Below are 14,799 nucleotides of genomic sequence, written 5' to 3'. Positions count from 1 at the left end.
CTGCACGGGGCCCAGGAGGCGCCGACGGCAACGAGCGGCCCTTCTGTGACCCGCGAGCCCCGGAGGCCCCGTACGAGCACCCTGCGGCACCGGCGTGAGAAAGCCCAGCACCTCCGGCGTTCGAGGAGCGGGGTCCGGGGCGGAGGGGGGGCGAAACAGTGGGCGGAACCGCGGCGGAGTCCCCGTGGTCCCGCCGAGCGGGGGCAGGGGCCGCCGTGATCCGGGGCCGGTCGCGGCGCGGGCCCGGGAAGGGCGAAGGCCCGGGGCCGCCAGGAGATCCTGGCGGCCCCGGGCCTTCGGCGCGGGTGGGGCCCCCGTCACGCCTTGCGGAGGCGGAACACCAGGGACAGGCCCTCGTCGGAGAACGGCTCGCCGTACGTGCCGTCGGCCTCTCCCTGGGCGAAGTCCGTGGCGAGGACCTCGTCGGCGATGAGGCCGGCGTGCTCGCCGAGCGCCGCGACGACCGCCGGGTCCGTGGAGGTCCAGCGGAGCGCGATGCGGTCGGCGACGTCGAGGCCGCTGTTCTTGCGGGCCTCCTGGATCAGCCGGATCGCGTCACGGGCGAGGCCCGCCTGCCGCAGCTCCTCGGTGATCTCCAGGTCGAGCGCGACCGTCGCGCCGGAGTCGGAGGCCACCGACCAGCCCTCGCGGGGGGTCTCCGTGATGATGACCTCGTCCGGGGCCAGGGTCACCTTCTCGCCGCCGACCTCGACCGACGCGGTGCCCTCGCGCAGGGCGAGGGACAGGGCGGCGGCGTCGGTCTGGGCGATGGCCTTCGCCACATCCTGGACGCCCTTGCCGAACCGCTTGCCCAGGGCGCGGAAGTTCGCCTTCGCGGTGGTGTCGACCAGTGAACCGCCGACCTCGGAGAGCGAGGCGAGGGAACTCACATTCAGTTCCTCGGTGATCTGGGCGTGCAGCTCGGGGTCGAGCGTCGCGAAGCCGGTCGCGGCGATCAGCGCGCGGGACAGCGGCTGACGGGTCTTGACGCCCGACTCCGCGCGGGTGGCCCGGCCGAGCTCGACGAGACGGCGCACCAGCACCATCTGGCGCGACAGCTCCGGGTCGATGGCGGACAGGTCCGCCTCGGGCCAGGTCGACAGGTGCACGGACTCCGGGACGTCCGGGGTGACCGGGACGATCAGGTCCTGCCAGACCCGCTCCGTGATGAAGGGGGTCAGCGGTGCCATCAGCCGCGTGACGGTCTCCACGACCTCGTGCAGCGTGCGCAGCGCGGCCTTGTCGCCCTGCCAGAAGCGGCGGCGGGAGCGGCGCACGTACCAGTTCGAGAGGTCGTCGACGAAGGCCGACAGGAGCTTTCCGGCACGCTGGGTGTCGTACGCCTCCAGAGCCTGCGTCACCTGGTCGGTGAGCGCGTGGAGTTCGGAGAGCAGCCAGCGGTCCAGGACCGGGCGGTCCGCCGGGGCCGGGTCGGCCGCGCTGGGCGCCCAGTCGCTGGTGCGGGCGTACAGCGCCTGGAAGGCGACGGTGTTCCAGTAGGTGAGGAGCGTCTTGCGGACGACCTCCTGGATGGTGCCGTGGCCCACGCGCCGGGCCGCCCACGGGGAGCCGCCGGCCGCCATGAACCAGCGCACCGCGTCGGCGCCGTGCTGGTCCATCAGCGGGATCGGCTGCAGGATGTTGCCCAGGTGCTTGGACATCTTGCGGCCGTCCTCGGCGAGGATGTGGCCCAGGCACACGACGTTCTCGTACGAGGACTTGTCGAACACCAGGGTGCCGACGGCCATCAGCGTGTAGAACCAGCCGCGCGTCTGGTCGATGGCCTCGGAGATGAACTGGGCCGGGTAGCGGCTCTCGAAGATCTCCTTGTTCTTGTACGGGTAGCCCCACTGCGCGAACGGCATCGAACCCGAGTCGTACCAGGCGTCGATGACCTCGGGCACGCGGGTCGCCGTCAGACCGCAGCCGCCCTCGGGGCACGGGAAGGTCACCGCGTCGATGTACGGGCGGTGCGGGTCGAGTTCCGACTGGTCCGTGCCGGTCAGCTCGGACAGCTCCGCGCGCGAGCCGACACAGGTGAGGTGGCCCTCCTCGCAGGTCCACAGCGGCAGCGGGGTGCCCCAGTAGCGGCTGCGCGAGAGCGCCCAGTCGATGTTGTTGTTCAGCCAGTCGCCGAAGCGGCCGTGCTTGACCGACTCCGGGAACCAGTTGGTGCCCTCGTTCTCCTCCAGGAGACGGTCCTTGACGGCCGTGGTGCGGATGTACCAGGAGGGCTGCGCGTAGTACAGGAGCGCGGTGTGGCAGCGCCAGCAGTGCGGGTAACTGTGCTCGTACGGGACGTGCTTGAAGAGCAGGCCGCGGTTCTGGAGGTCCTCCGTGAGCTTTTCGTCCGCCTTCTTGAAGAAGACGCCGCCTACGAGGGGGACGCTCTCCTCGAAGGTGCCGTTCGGGCGGATCGGGTTCACCACCGGCAGGCCGTACGAGCGGCAGACCTTGAGGTCGTCCTCGCCGAAGGCGGGGGACTGGTGGACCAGACCCGTACCGTCCTCGGTCGTCACGTACTCGGCGTTGACCACGAAGTGGGCGGGCTCGGGGAACTCGACGAGCTCGAACGGGCGCTGGTACGTCCAGCGCTCCATCTCGGCACCCGTGAAGGACTCGCCCGTGGTCTCCCAGCCCTCGCCGAGCGCCTTCTCCACGAGCGGCTGCGCGACGACGAGCCGCTCCTCGCCGTTCGTCACGACGACGTAGGTGACGCCCGGGTGGGCGGCGACCGCGGTGTTGGACACCAGCGTCCACGGCGTGGTCGTCCACACCAGGAGCGAGGCGCGGCCGGCCAGCGGACCGGAGGTGAGCGGGAAACGGACGTACACGGAGGGGTCGACGATGGTCTCGTAGCCCTGGGCCAGCTCGTGGTCCGACAGGCCCGTCTCGTCGCGCGGGCACCAGGGCGCCACGCGGTAGTCCTGGACCAGCAGGCCCTTGTTGAAGATCTCCTTGAGCGACCACCACACGGATTCGATGTACTCGGGGTCCATCGTCCGGTAGGCGTCCTCGAGGTCGACCCAGTAGCCCATGCGGTTGGTCAGCTCGGTGAACGCGTCGGTGTGGCGGGTCACGGACTCGCGGCACCGGTCGTTGAACTCGGCGATGCCGAACGCCTCGATGTCCTGCTTGCCGGTGAAGCCGAGCTCCTTCTCGACCGCCAGCTCCACCGGGAGGCCGTGGCAGTCCCAGCCGGCCTTGCGGGCCACGTGGTAGCCGCGCATGGTGCGGAAGCGCGGGAAGACGTCCTTGAAGACGCGCGCCTCGATGTGGTGGGCGCCCGGCATGCCGTTGGCGGTGGGCGGGCCCTCGTAGAACACCCACTCCGGCCGGCCCTCGGACTGCTCGAGGCTCTTGGCGAAGATCTTCTGCTCACGCCAGAAGTCGAGCACGGCGTGCTCGAGTGCGGGCAGGTCGACCTGGGCGGGCACCTGGCGGTACGTCGGCGCTGTCATCGGCGAGCTTCCTCCAACGGACTTTCTGCCTTCCGTCGGAGGGACGAGAGCCGTCTTGCTACGGACGCCGTGTGCGGCGCGCTCCCGCGGTACCACCCTCCTTGGCCCCCCGACGCGCCGTTCGCGCCGGTGAGCCCCCTCATTGGGGTCGCGATGCCGGGTCTACTGGCCCCTGAGGGTGTTCTGCCGGCGGCTCCGGGGTGATCTTCACGTCGCGCTCGCCCCCGGGCTTCCACCGTCCCCGGGTCGCTCCTGGCCGCGTACGCCGCTACTCGTCCCCATCCACGCTTCTCGCTGCGCCCAGTGTACGGCGCCCCGGGGACGGCGGCCGACCGGTTTTCCCGGGGTGCCGCCGTGGCCTGCGCGGTGACCCGAATGGCGAGGCGCCCGCGTCCGGATCCCGGGACGCGGGACCCGGCGGATTACCCGGCGGGGAGCTGGGCACAACGCAGGCAGACCCGCCGCGCGGGGCTCGCGGGGCGGGCGAATCGTGGGCAGGCCCCGTTGCCGCGGGCCTGGAGTCGATTTATCGTCCCAGCACGATTCGCGAGCAAGATCACAATATGTGAAGGGGCCGCGGCCATGGTGGCGAAGAAGACCGCCGTACAGCAGTCGGCGTCGGGCAGATCCACGGATGCGGCGGCCAGGGACGCGGGTGGGAAGGGGAAGAAGAAGGCGCGGGCGGCCTCCACGGACGGCGGGAAGCCGGTGAGGACGGCGTCCGGGGCGACGGCGTCCGCGAGGACGGCCGGGACGGGAGCGGCGTCCTCCAGGACCGCGTCCTCGAAGGCCACGGGCAAGAAGACGGCCGCCAGGAAGACCGGCGCGAAGAAGGCGGCCGCGGCGGCGCGGAAACCCGGGTCCGGGAGGTCCGCGGGCTCCACCGCGGGGAAGAGCACGGGCACGGCGGGCAAGAGCACCGGTACGGCGAGGAAGGCGGCCGCTTCGGCGGCCCAGGGCGCGGCCGAGGCCGCGAAGACGACGGGAGCCACGACGGTGGTTGCGAAGAAGACCCGTGGCGCGGCCACGGCCGCGAAGAAGGCCACCGCGGTACCGAAGGCGAGGATCGCCGCGGTGGAGCCCGGTGAGCTCGCGGTGCGGCCGGGGGAGGACCCCTGGACACCGGAGGAGGCCGGGGCGGCCCGCGCGGAGCTCCAGTCGGAGGTGCTGCGGCTGCGCGCCGAGATCTCCTCCTCGGAGGAGGCCCTCGCGGGCCTGATGCGGGACTCCGGCGACGGCGCGGGCGACGATCAGGCGGACACCGGTACGAAGAACATCACACGCGAGCACGAGATGGCGCTCAACTCGAACGCGCGCGAAATGCTGGAACAGACCGAGCGCGCCCTGGACCGCCTCGACGCGGGCACCTACGGGCTCTGCGAGAACTGCGGCAACCCCATCGGGAAGGCCCGGATGCAGGCCTTCCCGCGCGCCACCCTGTGCGTCGAGTGCAAGCAGAAGCAGGAACGCAGGCACTGAGCCCCCGGGCGCCGCGGGGGAGCGGCCACCGCACCGCGGACGTGGGCGCTCCTGAGCGGCCGGGCCCGCGAGCGTGTGCCGTACCCTCGTCCTCAGTCAGGAACCTAGGTCGAGGGACTCACTCACGTGGCAGAGGCGGAGCGCATCATCGGTACGCCGGACATTCCAGGGGCGGCGGGGACCGAACCGGAGCAGTCCGGCGGGAACGCGGCGTCCGGCGACCGGTCCGGGGCCGACGCGCCGGCCCCGGCCGAGCGGCCCAGGGGCAAGCGCAGGATCGCCGTGCTCTTCACGGTGGCCGTACTGGCGTACGCCCTCGATCTCGTCAGCAAGATGGTCGTGGTGGCGAAGCTGGAGCACCACGACCCGATCGACATCGCCGGGGACTGGCTGAGGTTCGAGGCGATCCGCAACGCGGGTGCCGCCTTCGGCTTCGGCCAGGCGTTCACGGTCATCTTCACGGTGATCGCGGCGGCGGTGATCGTCGTCATCGCCCGGCTCGCCCGCAAGCTCTACAGCGTGCCGTGGGCCATCGCCCTGGGCCTGCTGCTGGGCGGCGCGCTCGGCAACCTGACCGACCGGATCTTCCGCTCGCCCGGCGTCTTCGAGGGCGCGGTCGTGGACTTCATCGCACCCAAGCACTTCGCCGTCTTCAACCTCGCCGACTCGGCGATCGTCTGCGGCGGCATCCTGATCGTGCTGCTGTCCTTCCGGGGCCTGGACCCGGACGGCACGGTCCACAAGGACTGACCGGCCCGGCCTGGCCCGGACCGGCCCGCCCGCCCGTCGTACGGACCGTCCCACGGCCCGTCCCGCGGCCCGTACGACGCCTCGGGGCGGCCCCGGCCGGGCACTGGCGTTCGGGCGGTGGTCCGGTGGTGTCCGAGCGGTCCGGCATACTCGACGGGTGAGCACGATTCCCGAGATCCGTACCCTGCCCGTGCCCGACGGCCTGGAGGGCGAGCGCGTCGACGCCGCCATCTCCCGCATGCTGGGCTTCTCCCGTACCAAGGCCGCGGAACTCGCCGCGGCGGGGAAGGTCACGGTCGACGGCTCGGTGGTCGGCAAGTCCGAGCGCGTGCACGGCGGTGCCTGGCTCGAGGTCGAGATGCCCGGCGCCCCCGCGCCCGTGCAGGTCGTCGCCGAGCCCGTCGAGGGCATGGAGATCGTCCATGACGACGACGACGTGCTCGTGATCGTCAAGCCCGTCGGCGTGGCCGCGCACCCCAGCCCCGGCTGGTCCGGTCCGACCGTCATCGGCGGTCTCGCGGCCGCCGGGTACCGGATCTCGACCTCCGGCGCCGCGGAGCGCCAGGGCATCGTCCACCGCCTGGACGTGGGCACCTCGGGCCTGATGACGGTCGCCAAGTCGGAGTACGCGTACACGTCGCTCAAGCGCCAGTTCAAGGAGCGCACGGTCGACAAGCGCTACCACGCGCTCGTGCAGGGCCACCCGGACCCGACCAGCGGCACCATCGACGCGCCCATCGGACGCCACCCGAACCACGACTACAAGTGGGCGGTCACGGCCGAGGGCAAGCCCTCGGTCACGCACTACGACCTGGTCGAGGCGTTCCGCGCCGCCTCCCTGCTCGACATCAAGCTGGAGACCGGGCGCACCCACCAGATCCGCGTCCACATGTCCGCCCACCGCCACCCCTGCGTCGGCGACCTGACCTACGGCGCGGACCCCACGCTCGCCAAGCGCCTCGGGATCAAGCGCCAGTGGCTGCACGCGGTGCGGCTCGGCTTCGAGCACCCCGCGGACGGCCGCTGGGTGGAGTTCGAGACCGACTACCCCGAGGACCTCCAGCGGGCGCTGGACAAGGTCCGTGAGGAGAGCTGGGCGTGAGCGGCGGTCCGGACGGGGCGGCCGGCGCCTCCCCGGCGGGTGTCTACGAGGTACGGGTCGCCGAGCGCGCCGGAGACCGTGAGGCCTGCTTCGCGGTGCGCAAGGACGTCTTCGTCGGCGAGCAGGGCGTGCCCGAGGACATCGAGTACGACGCCCACGACCCCGGCGCCCTGCACGTGCTGGCGGTCACCGAGGACGGCGTGCCGCTCGGCACCGGGCGCCTCCTCGAGGGCGAGGCGGCCGCGGCGAAGGTCGGCGGCGATCCGGCCGTCGGCTCGCTCGGGCGGCTCGCCGTGACGCGCGAGGCGCGCGGGCTCGGCGTCGGCGCCGCGCTCGTCGGGGCCATCGAGGCCGCGGCACGCGCGCGGGGGCTGACCGCCGTGGACCTGCACGCGCAGACCCACGCGCTGGGGTTCTACGAGCGGCTCGGGTACGTGGCCTACGGCCCGGAGTTCGCGGACGCGGGAATGCCGCACCGCGCGATGCGCAAGGCGCTGTAACCGGGGTACCGGCACGAGGCGTGGCAGGCTTGAGGTCTGGTTCGCCCTTGATCGTCCAGACCTGCCGGAGCGCTGCCCGTGGATCAGTTGGCCCTGCTGTTCGTGCTGCTGCTCGGGGCCGTGATCAGCGTCCCGGTCGGAGAACGGTGGGGACTTCCCGCACCCGTCCTGATGACCCTGCTCGGCATGGTGCTGGCGGTGCTGCGATTCGTCCCGAACGTGGACATCCCGCCCGAGCTGATCCTGCCCGCGCTGCTGCCGCCGCTGCTGTACGCCGCGGTGCGCCGCACCTCGTGGAGACAGTTCGCCGCGAACAGGCGCCCGATCTTCCTGCTCGCCGTGGCCCTGGTGTTCGTCACCACCCTGGCCGTCGCGGCCGTCGCGAGCTCGATCGTGCCGGGCCTGCCGCTCGCCGCCGCCTTCGCGCTGGGCGCCCTCGTGGCGCCTCCCGACCCGGTCGCCGCGACCGCCGTCGCGGGGCAGCTCGGGCTGCCGCGCCGTCTGGTGTCGATCCTGGAGGGGGAGGGGCTCTTCAACGACGTGACGGCGATCGTGCTGTACCACGTCGCGATCGCCGCCGCCGTCAGCGGGACGTTCTCGCCGTGGAAGGCCGGACTCGACTTCGTGCTCTCCGCCGTGGTCGCGCTCGTCGTCGGGCTGGCCCTCGGATGGGCCGCGAACAAGCTGATGACGCTGGTCGGCGAGGCCTCCCTCCAGGTCGGGCTGACCCTGCTGGTGCCGTACGTCTCGTACGTGCTCGCCGAGGAACTGCACGGATCGGGCGTGCTCGCCGTCCTCGTCACCGCCCTCTTCCTCGCGGAGTACGCCACCGACGCCGACGACGTCATGACCCGGCTCGCCGGGGCGACCGTCTGGGAGGTCGTGGACACGCTCGTCACCGGCGTCGCCTTCGGGCTCATCGGCCTCGAACTCCACAACGCGATCCGCACGGCGTCGGGACGATGGGGCGAGATGCTGGGCTGGGCCGCCACGATCGTGGTGGTGGTCGTGTTCGTACGCCTGGCCTGGCTGCTGCCCGCCACCTGGCTGACCAAGCGCCTGCACGCCAAGCGCGACTACGACGAGGAGATCCCGACCTCGTGGCGGGAGACCGTCGTCATGTGGTGGGCGGGGATGCGCGGGGTCGCCTCCGTGGCCCTGGCGCTCGCCATCCCGCTGGAGATGGACGACGGGTCGCCGTTCCCCGACCGGGACGAGATCGTGTTCATCGCCTTCGGGGTGATCATGGCGACCCTCGTGCTCCAGGGGCTCACCCTGCCGTGGCTGGTCAGGAAACTCGGGGTGCGGGCCGACGAGGACGTCGAGAAGGCCCTCGAGAAGGAACTCGCGGTACGGGCCGCCAAGGCCGCGAGACGCAGGCTCAGGGAGATCGAGGCGGTGGAGGAGCTGCCGGAGGAGGTGTCCGAGCAGCTGCTGCGCCGGGCCTTCGAGATCGGTGTGCGGATCAGCCCCGACATGGGGGACGAGGAGCGGCGCGAGGCGCACGTGCAGCGGGTCCGGCGGATGAAGCGGATGCGGCGGATCCAGGGGGAGATGCTGAGCGCGGCCCGGCACGAGGTGCTGTCCGCGCGGAGCGAGCCCGGAGCCGACCCGGAGATCGTGGACCGCGTCCTCAGACACCTGGACGTCCGCAGCCTCCGCTGACGCCTGCCGGCGCTTCCCCCCCCGGCGCCCTGCACACCGGCGCCCCTCCCTGTGCCCGGCGCCGGGCGCGCTGCCCGGGCCGCCCGCGTCCCGCCGTGAGGAGGGCGGCTCGGCAGGCTCCTGGACCCGGCAGGGCGAGCTGGGACGGACGTACGGGAGACGCCCGCCGAGTCCGGTGGCCGCGGGCCGGACGGACCCGGAGGTCCCGTCGGTCCGGCGGCCACCGGCCGGGCGGACCTGGCACGCCACGCGGACCCGGCGGGTTCGGCGTGGTCCGGCGGCCTGGCAGGCCCGACCCGTGTCGACGGTCCCGTCGACACGGCGGCCACCGCCGGGCGGGCCAGGCATGCCACGCAGGCCCGGCACGGCCCGGTAGGTCGGCGGGCTCAGCCGCGGCCCGGGCCCGTGCGGGGTGGTTCGTGGGTGGGGCGGGTGTGGGAGCGGGCCGGCTCCGAGCGGCCCGTGCGCGGGCCCTGCCCGGGGAGCGGCACCGCCTCGGCGGTGTTGACGCGGGGCAGCGCGTAGGGGTGCTGTTCGGCCAGCCAGCGGATCATCTGCTCGCGGACCGTGACCCGTACCGTCCAGATGTCGTCCGCGTCCTTCGCGGTGACCAGGGCGCGCACCTGCATGGTGTTGGGCGTCGAGTCGGTGACGGCGAGGCCGTAGTCGCGGCCGTCCCAGGCCGGGCACTCGCGCAGGATGTCGCGCAGCTTCCCGCGCATCGCCTCCACCGGGGCGGTGTGGTCGAGGTGCAGGAAGACGATGCCGGTCATCTGGGGCGTGCCGCGCGACCAGTTCTCGAACGGCTTGGAGGTGAAGTATGAGACCGGCATGGTGATCCGGCGCTCGTCCCACGTCCGCACCGTCAGGAACGTCAGGGTGATCTCCTCGACGGTGCCCCACTCGCCGTCGACCACCACGGTGTCGCCGAGCCGGACCATGTCGCCGAAGGCGATCTGCAGTCCGGCGAACAGGTTCGAGAGGGTTGACTGGGCGGCGACACCGGCGACGATGCCGAGGATCCCGGCCGAGGCCAGCAGCGAGGCACCGGCCGCGCGCATCGCGGGGAAGGTGAGCAGCATCGCGGCGGCCGCGACGACGCCGACGACCGCGGTGACCACTCGCTGGATCAGCGTGACCTGGGTGCGGACCCGGCGGATCCGGGCCGGATCGCGGTGCGCGTGCGCGTAGCGGTTGTACGAGGTCTCGACGACCGCCGTGGCGATGCCCACCACCAGCCAGGCGGCCGCGCCGATGAGGATCAGGGTCAGTGTCCGGCCGATGCCGATCCGGTGATCGACCAGCAGCTTCGCCTGGTCGTAGGAGCCTCTGAGCAGGGCCGCGAACAGGACCAGCTGGAAGGGGACACGGCCGCGGCGGAGCAGACTCCACAGGGAGGTCTCGCTGTGCCGGTCGGCGGCCCGGCGCAACAGACGGTCCACGGACCATCCGATGAACAGGGCGAGCACGACCGAGCCACCGACGACGATCACCGGGCGCAGTACGTTCTCCATGCCTGAGAAGCTAACCGGCCATCGACGTCATGAACATGTGTTCTCGGGACGGAACGGGGTATCCCAGGGACCCGCTCCAGGGCTGGCACCATGGAGTCCATGAACATCATGCTCTTTCACTCGACCTACGGTCTCCGGCCGGCGGTGCGCGCGGCGGCGGACCGGCTGCGGGCCGCGGGACACGAGGTGTGGACCCCCGACCTCTTCGAGGGGCACACCTTCGAGACCGTCGAGGAGGGCATGGCCTTCAGTGACGGGATCGGCAAGGACGAGTTGCTCAAGCGGGCGGTCCTCGCCGCCGCGCCCTACTCCGAGCGCGGCCTGGTCTACGCGGGCTTCTCCCTCGGCGCCTCGATCGGGCAGACCCTGGCCCTCGGCGACGAGAAGGCCCGCGGACTGCTCCTGCTGCACGGCACGTCGGACATCGCGGAGAGCGCGTCGGTGGACGAACTGCCGGTCCAGCTGCACGTCGCCGAGCCCGACCAGTTCGAGACGGACGACTGGCTGAGCGCCTGGTACCTGCAGATGCAGAGGACCGGAGCCGACGTGGAGATCTACCGGTACCCGGGCGCGGGGCACGTCTACACCGACCCGGACCTGCCCGACTACGACGCCGAGGCGGCCGAGGCCACCTGGAAGGTGGCACTCGGCTTCCTCGACACGCTGTAGCCCCGGGACCTACACGGGGTCGTACGTCCGCTCCACCGTCTGCGTGCCGCTGCGGGTGCGGTACGAACGGGCCCAGGACGAGGTCGCGCCGGGGTCCTTGCGGTCGGAGATCACGTAGTAGTCCATCTGCGCGCGGTCGGCGGTGATGTCGAGGACGCCGTAGCCGTGGCGGTCGGTGTCGACCCAGTGGACGTGGCGGTTGGCCGCGCGGATGACCGGGGAGGCGACCGCCGAGACGACGCCCTCGGGCACCTTGACGATGTCGTCGAGGTTGTCCGAGGTCATCGAGGTGACCACGAACTCCGTGGCGGCGGAGGCCGACAGCGGGTACGTCCCGGCGTCCACCGGCACGTCGTTGGCCCACGCCATGTGGATGTCGCCGGTCAGGAAGACCGTGTTGCGGATCGCGTTGGACCGCAGGTGCGCGAGCAGTTCGCGGCGGTCGTCGGTGTAGCCGTCCCACTGGTCGGTGTTGACGGCGATGCCCTCCTGCGGCAGCCCGAGGAGCTTGGCGAGCGGCTTGAGCAGGTCGGCGGAGAGGGAGCCCACCGCGAACGGCGAGATCATCACCGAGTTGCCGACCAGGCGCCAGGTGGTGTCCGAGGCCTTGAGCCCGGACTTCAGCCAGTCGAGCTGGGCGCGGCCGGTGATCGTGCGGTCCGGGTCGTCGACCGAGCCGCTGGCGGTGGACGCCTGCTGCGACCGGAAGGAGCGCAGGTCGAGCAGCGCGAGGTCGGCGAGCTTGCCGAAGCGCAGCCTGCGGTAGGTGGTGCCGGCGATGGCCGGACGGACCGGCATCCACTCGAAGTAGGCCTGCTTCGCGGCCGCCTGACGGTCCGACCAGGCCCCCTCGGCGCCCTCGGTGTGGTTGACCGCGCCGCCCGACCAGGAGTTGTCGGCGAACTCGTGGTCGTCCCAGATCGCGACGACCGGCGCCTTGTGGTGCAGCGCCTGGAGGTCGGGGTCGGTCTTGTAACGGCCGTGCCGGGTGCGGTAGTCGGCGAGGGTGAGGATCTCGTTGGCCGGGGCGTGCGGCCGTACGACCGTGCCGCGGGTCCCGTACTCGCCGGACTTGTACTCGTAGATGTAGTCGCCGAGGTGCAGCCAGGCGTCGAGGTCGCCTCGCGCCGCGAGGTGGCGGTACGCCGAGAAGTAGCCGGCCTCCCAGTTGGCGCAGGAGACCACGCCGAAGCGCAGGCCGGCCACGGAGGCGTCGGCGGCCGGGGTGGTGCGGGTGCGGGCGACGGGCGAGTCGGTGCCGCCCGCGGAGAAGCGGAACCAGTAGTCGGTGGCCGGCTGCAGACCGCGGATGTCCGCCTTGACGGTGTGGTCGGAGGCGGCGGTCGCGACGGTGGAGCCCTTGGCGACGATGGAGGTGAACGCCTTGTCCCTGGCGACGGTCCAGCTCACCTCGGTGTCCGGGCCGAGCCCGGAGCCGGGTATCGCCTCCGGGACCGGGGTCACCCGGGTCCACAACAGGATGCCGTCGGGCAGCGGGTCGCCGGAGGCGACTCCGTGCAGGAACACGGGCGCCTCGGCGGCGCGGGCGGGCAGGGCGGCCGCGAGCGGGGCGGCGAGCACGGCGGTGGCGGCCGCGGCCTTGACGACCGAACGGCGGCGCGGGGCGCGGGAGTCGAGCGCGCCCGCGGGGTCGGATGATCTGTGTCGACTGGTCACGGGCGATGAGGCTACCGACCAGTACAAGCCAAGAGCGGGCGAACTGGAAAAGTTCGCCCGCTCTTCGGCTTTTCGCCGCTCGGGTAACACGGGTCGCACAGGTCACAGGGGCCGCTCGCGCCCTCCCGTCCGCCGCGCCGGACGGTCCGGGGGACGCCGCGGCGCCGGTCAGGCCTTGAGGGCCGCGTCGATCGCCTTGGTGAAGTCGGCGGCCGTCATCGGGGCGTTCTGGCCGTCCGAGCCGGTGAGCTTCTTGCCGTCCATGACCAGACTCGGCGTGCCGTTGACGCCGTCCTTGTTGTTGTTCCAGGTCTCGGACATGGCCAGCGCCCAGGCGTCGTACGTGCCGTTCTTGACGGCGTTCTGGAAGCCGGTGTTGTTCTTGAGGGCGTCGACCGTGTTCGCCACCTTGATCAGGTAGTCGTCGCTCTTGAACTTGTCGGCCGTCTCCTCGGGGTGGTACTTCGCCGAGTAGAGCGCGCTCTTGTACTCCAGGAAGGCTTCCGGGCTCACGTTCAGCGCGGCGCCCATGGCGCTCATCGCGTTCTTCGAGCCCTCGCCGCGGGAGCCGATCTGGATCTTCCCGCTCTTGTCGGAGTCGCCGTCGAGGAACGTGCCGCCGATGTACTGGACCTTGAACTTGCCGGCGTCGAGGTCCTTCTTCAGCGTCGGGCCGACGGTCTGCTCGAAGGTGGCGCAGATCGGGCAGCGCGGGTCCTCGTACAGCTTGAGGGTCTTCTTCGCGGTGTCCTTGCCGATGACGACGGTCGCGCCGTCCTTGCCCGTGGTGTTGGCCGGGGCGACCACCTTGTCGCTCGCGACGGCCTCCCAGTGGGAGGGCTTGTTGTTCTGCACGACCAGGTAGCCGACGCCGCCCGCTATCGCGAGGACCGCGACGAGGGAACCGGCCACGATCCCCTGGCGCTTGATCTTGTCGCGCTTGGCCTGGCGCTCGCGCTCCACGCGCAGCCTCTCGCGCGCCGCCGTCTTGGCCGACTGGCTGTTCCGCTTGCTCATAGTGGTGTTCTCCATCGGGGACGCGCACACGTGTACGCGGAATACGTAAGGGGGACTGCTGGTGCTCAGGGCTGTCCGGGGAACGTCCGTCCACGCGGTCGCCCGGAAGCGATGACCGGTGAGCCGCGGCCCGGGGCGGTCGGCCCGGGGGCCGTCGCCCGTGCGGGGCGGCTCAGGCGGTGACGGCCGGGCGGGGAGGTCCGCGTCGTCCGAGGGAGTGCACGAACAGGAGGGTCCGGGCGGCGGCCGGCCGGTGCGCGGTGCGCGGCAGCGGGCGGGCCGGGACCAGCCGCACGGTGACCGCGGCGACGGCGAGCAGCAGCGGCCGGAAGGTGGAGGCGGCCACCGCGCGCAGCAGCTGGTCCAGGGCGCGCTCGCCCCGGCGCAGCCACGCGGCCGCGAGCAGGCCGACGGCGACGTGCGCGCCGAGCAGCAGCCAGGCCGCGGCCGGATCGGCGTGCGCGAGCAGGGCGGCGGCGCGGTCGGGGGCGCCGCCGGTCACCCGGGACAGCGGGGTCCCCACGCTGCCGCCGCCGCACAGCACATCGAGGCCGACCGAGCGCAGCGGGCCCGTGACCGGGCCGCCCACCCTGCCGTAACAGACGTGCTGGCCCGTCGTGAACACGGTGTCGGCGGCCAGCTCCAGCGGGACGAGCAGGGCGGCGATGTGGCCGAAGCCCCGCTCCCGGCCCGCGAGCGCGAAGGCGAGGACGAAGACGGCGGCGCCGATCGCGGCCACGGTGGTGAGCGGCAGCGGTACCTGGGAGAGCAGCACGTGCGACGCGGCGGAGAGCGTCACGACGACAGCCGTGAACACCGCCGCGCGTACGGCTCTGAGCTGGATCCCGGATATCTCCATGGCGGAGGTGAGTCTCCCACGTGCTCCCGTAAGCGCCCCCTAAAGGGGGCCTGTGCGTTACGGGAGCGTTGTGGGGCGGGCCGGTCGCGGGGCGTGAGGCCCCGTG

The 14,799-nt window shown here is 72.2% G+C and carries 11 protein-coding genes; 6 read left to right on the top strand and 5 right to left on the bottom strand.

What is annotated here, in order from left to right; genetic code table 11:
- Positions 1–317: 317 nt before the first annotated feature.
- Entirely contained in the window at positions 318–3,461 is a 3,144-nt protein-coding gene (gene ileS / locus ACICHK_RS12100; protein WP_406836895.1) for an isoleucine--tRNA ligase, read from the bottom strand.
- A gap of 582 nt (positions 3,462–4,043) precedes the next feature.
- Between ileS and ACICHK_RS12095 the strand changes: the two genes are divergently transcribed.
- The 5 genes from ACICHK_RS12095 to ACICHK_RS12075 all read left to right on the top strand — a co-directional run bounded on the left by ACICHK_RS12095 (position 4,044) and on the right by ACICHK_RS12075 (position 8,957).
- Complete coding sequence (locus ACICHK_RS12095) at positions 4,044–4,940, top strand: TraR/DksA family transcriptional regulator (protein ID WP_406836894.1); 897 nt, start codon at positions 4,044–4,046, stop codon at positions 4,938–4,940.
- Between the two features lie 126 nt (positions 4,941–5,066).
- A complete protein-coding gene (gene lspA / locus ACICHK_RS12090; protein ID WP_406836893.1) occupies positions 5,067–5,690 on the top strand; it encodes a signal peptidase II in 624 nt (207 codons plus the stop codon).
- Positions 5,691–5,847: 157 nt separating this feature from the next.
- Positions 5,848–6,792, top strand: a complete 945-nt coding sequence (locus ACICHK_RS12085) for an RluA family pseudouridine synthase (RefSeq protein ID WP_151469744.1) — start codon at positions 5,848–5,850, stop codon at positions 6,790–6,792.
- Positions 6,789–7,292 carry a GNAT family N-acetyltransferase gene (locus ACICHK_RS12080; protein WP_406836892.1) on the top strand — a complete coding sequence of 168 codons (504 nt, stop codon included), beginning with the start codon at positions 6,789–6,791 and terminating at the stop codon, positions 7,290–7,292. Before ACICHK_RS12085 ends, ACICHK_RS12080 begins: the two co-directional genes overlap by 4 nt.
- A 78-nt stretch (positions 7,293–7,370) precedes the next feature.
- Entirely contained in the window at positions 7,371–8,957 is a 1,587-nt protein-coding gene (locus ACICHK_RS12075) for a Na+/H+ antiporter (protein ID WP_406836891.1), read from the top strand.
- Positions 8,958–9,343: 386 nt separating this feature from the next.
- Here ACICHK_RS12075 and ACICHK_RS12070 read toward each other — a convergent pair whose 3' ends face one another.
- Positions 9,344–10,471: a mechanosensitive ion channel family protein gene (locus tag ACICHK_RS12070; RefSeq protein ID WP_406836890.1), complete on the bottom strand. Its 1,128-nt coding sequence runs from the start codon at positions 10,469–10,471 to the stop codon at positions 9,344–9,346.
- Between the two features lie 99 nt (positions 10,472–10,570).
- Between ACICHK_RS12070 and ACICHK_RS12065 the strand changes: the two genes are divergently transcribed.
- Complete coding sequence (locus ACICHK_RS12065) at positions 10,571–11,140, top strand: dienelactone hydrolase family protein (RefSeq protein WP_103552161.1); 570 nt, start codon at positions 10,571–10,573, stop codon at positions 11,138–11,140.
- 9 nt (positions 11,141–11,149) lie between these two features.
- Here the strand turns inward: ACICHK_RS12065 and ACICHK_RS12060 are convergent, their stop codons facing one another.
- The 3 genes from ACICHK_RS12060 to ACICHK_RS12050 all read right to left on the bottom strand — a co-directional run bounded on the left by ACICHK_RS12060 (position 11,150) and on the right by ACICHK_RS12050 (position 14,693).
- Entirely contained in the window at positions 11,150–12,817 is a 1,668-nt protein-coding gene (locus ACICHK_RS12060) for an alkaline phosphatase D family protein (RefSeq protein WP_406836889.1), read from the bottom strand.
- 168 nt (positions 12,818–12,985) lie between these two features.
- The gene (locus ACICHK_RS12055) at positions 12,986–13,834 is read right to left on the bottom strand and encodes a DsbA family protein (RefSeq protein WP_151469750.1); all 849 of its coding nucleotides are present in this window, start codon (positions 13,832–13,834) and stop codon (positions 12,986–12,988) included.
- A gap of 172 nt (positions 13,835–14,006) precedes the next feature.
- Positions 14,007–14,693, bottom strand: coding sequence for a hypothetical protein (locus ACICHK_RS12050; RefSeq protein ID WP_406836888.1), 687 nt, complete (start codon positions 14,691–14,693; stop codon positions 14,007–14,009).
- Positions 14,694–14,799 lie beyond the last annotated feature (106 nt).

This window comes from Streptomyces sp. AHU1 (genome assembly GCF_045343905.1).
In the GTDB taxonomy this organism is placed as follows: domain Bacteria; phylum Actinomycetota; class Actinomycetes; order Streptomycetales; family Streptomycetaceae; genus Streptomyces; species Streptomyces triticiradicis.
The sequence above is the reverse complement of the archived record's forward strand: the minus strand, read 5'-3'. Positions and strand labels throughout refer to the sequence as shown.

Excerpts from the sequence above, each read along its gene's own strand:
- ACICHK_RS12050 (WP_406836888.1), bottom strand. The coding sequence starts at position 14,693 with ATGGAGATATCCGGGATCCAGCTCAGAGCCGTACGCGCGGCGGTGTTC.
- ACICHK_RS12095 (WP_406836894.1), top strand. The coding sequence starts at position 4,044 with ATGGTGGCGAAGAAGACCGCCGTACAGCAGTCGGCGTCGGGCAGATCC.
- ACICHK_RS12070 (WP_406836890.1), bottom strand. The coding sequence starts at position 10,471 with ATGGAGAACGTACTGCGCCCGGTGATCGTCGTCGGTGGCTCGGTCGTG.
- ACICHK_RS12065 (WP_103552161.1), top strand. The coding sequence starts at position 10,571 with ATGAACATCATGCTCTTTCACTCGACCTACGGTCTCCGGCCGGCGGTG.
- ACICHK_RS12055 (WP_151469750.1), bottom strand. The coding sequence starts at position 13,834 with ATGAGCAAGCGGAACAGCCAGTCGGCCAAGACGGCGGCGCGCGAGAGG.
- ileS (WP_406836895.1), bottom strand. The coding sequence starts at position 3,461 with ATGACAGCGCCGACGTACCGCCAGGTGCCCGCCCAGGTCGACCTGCCC.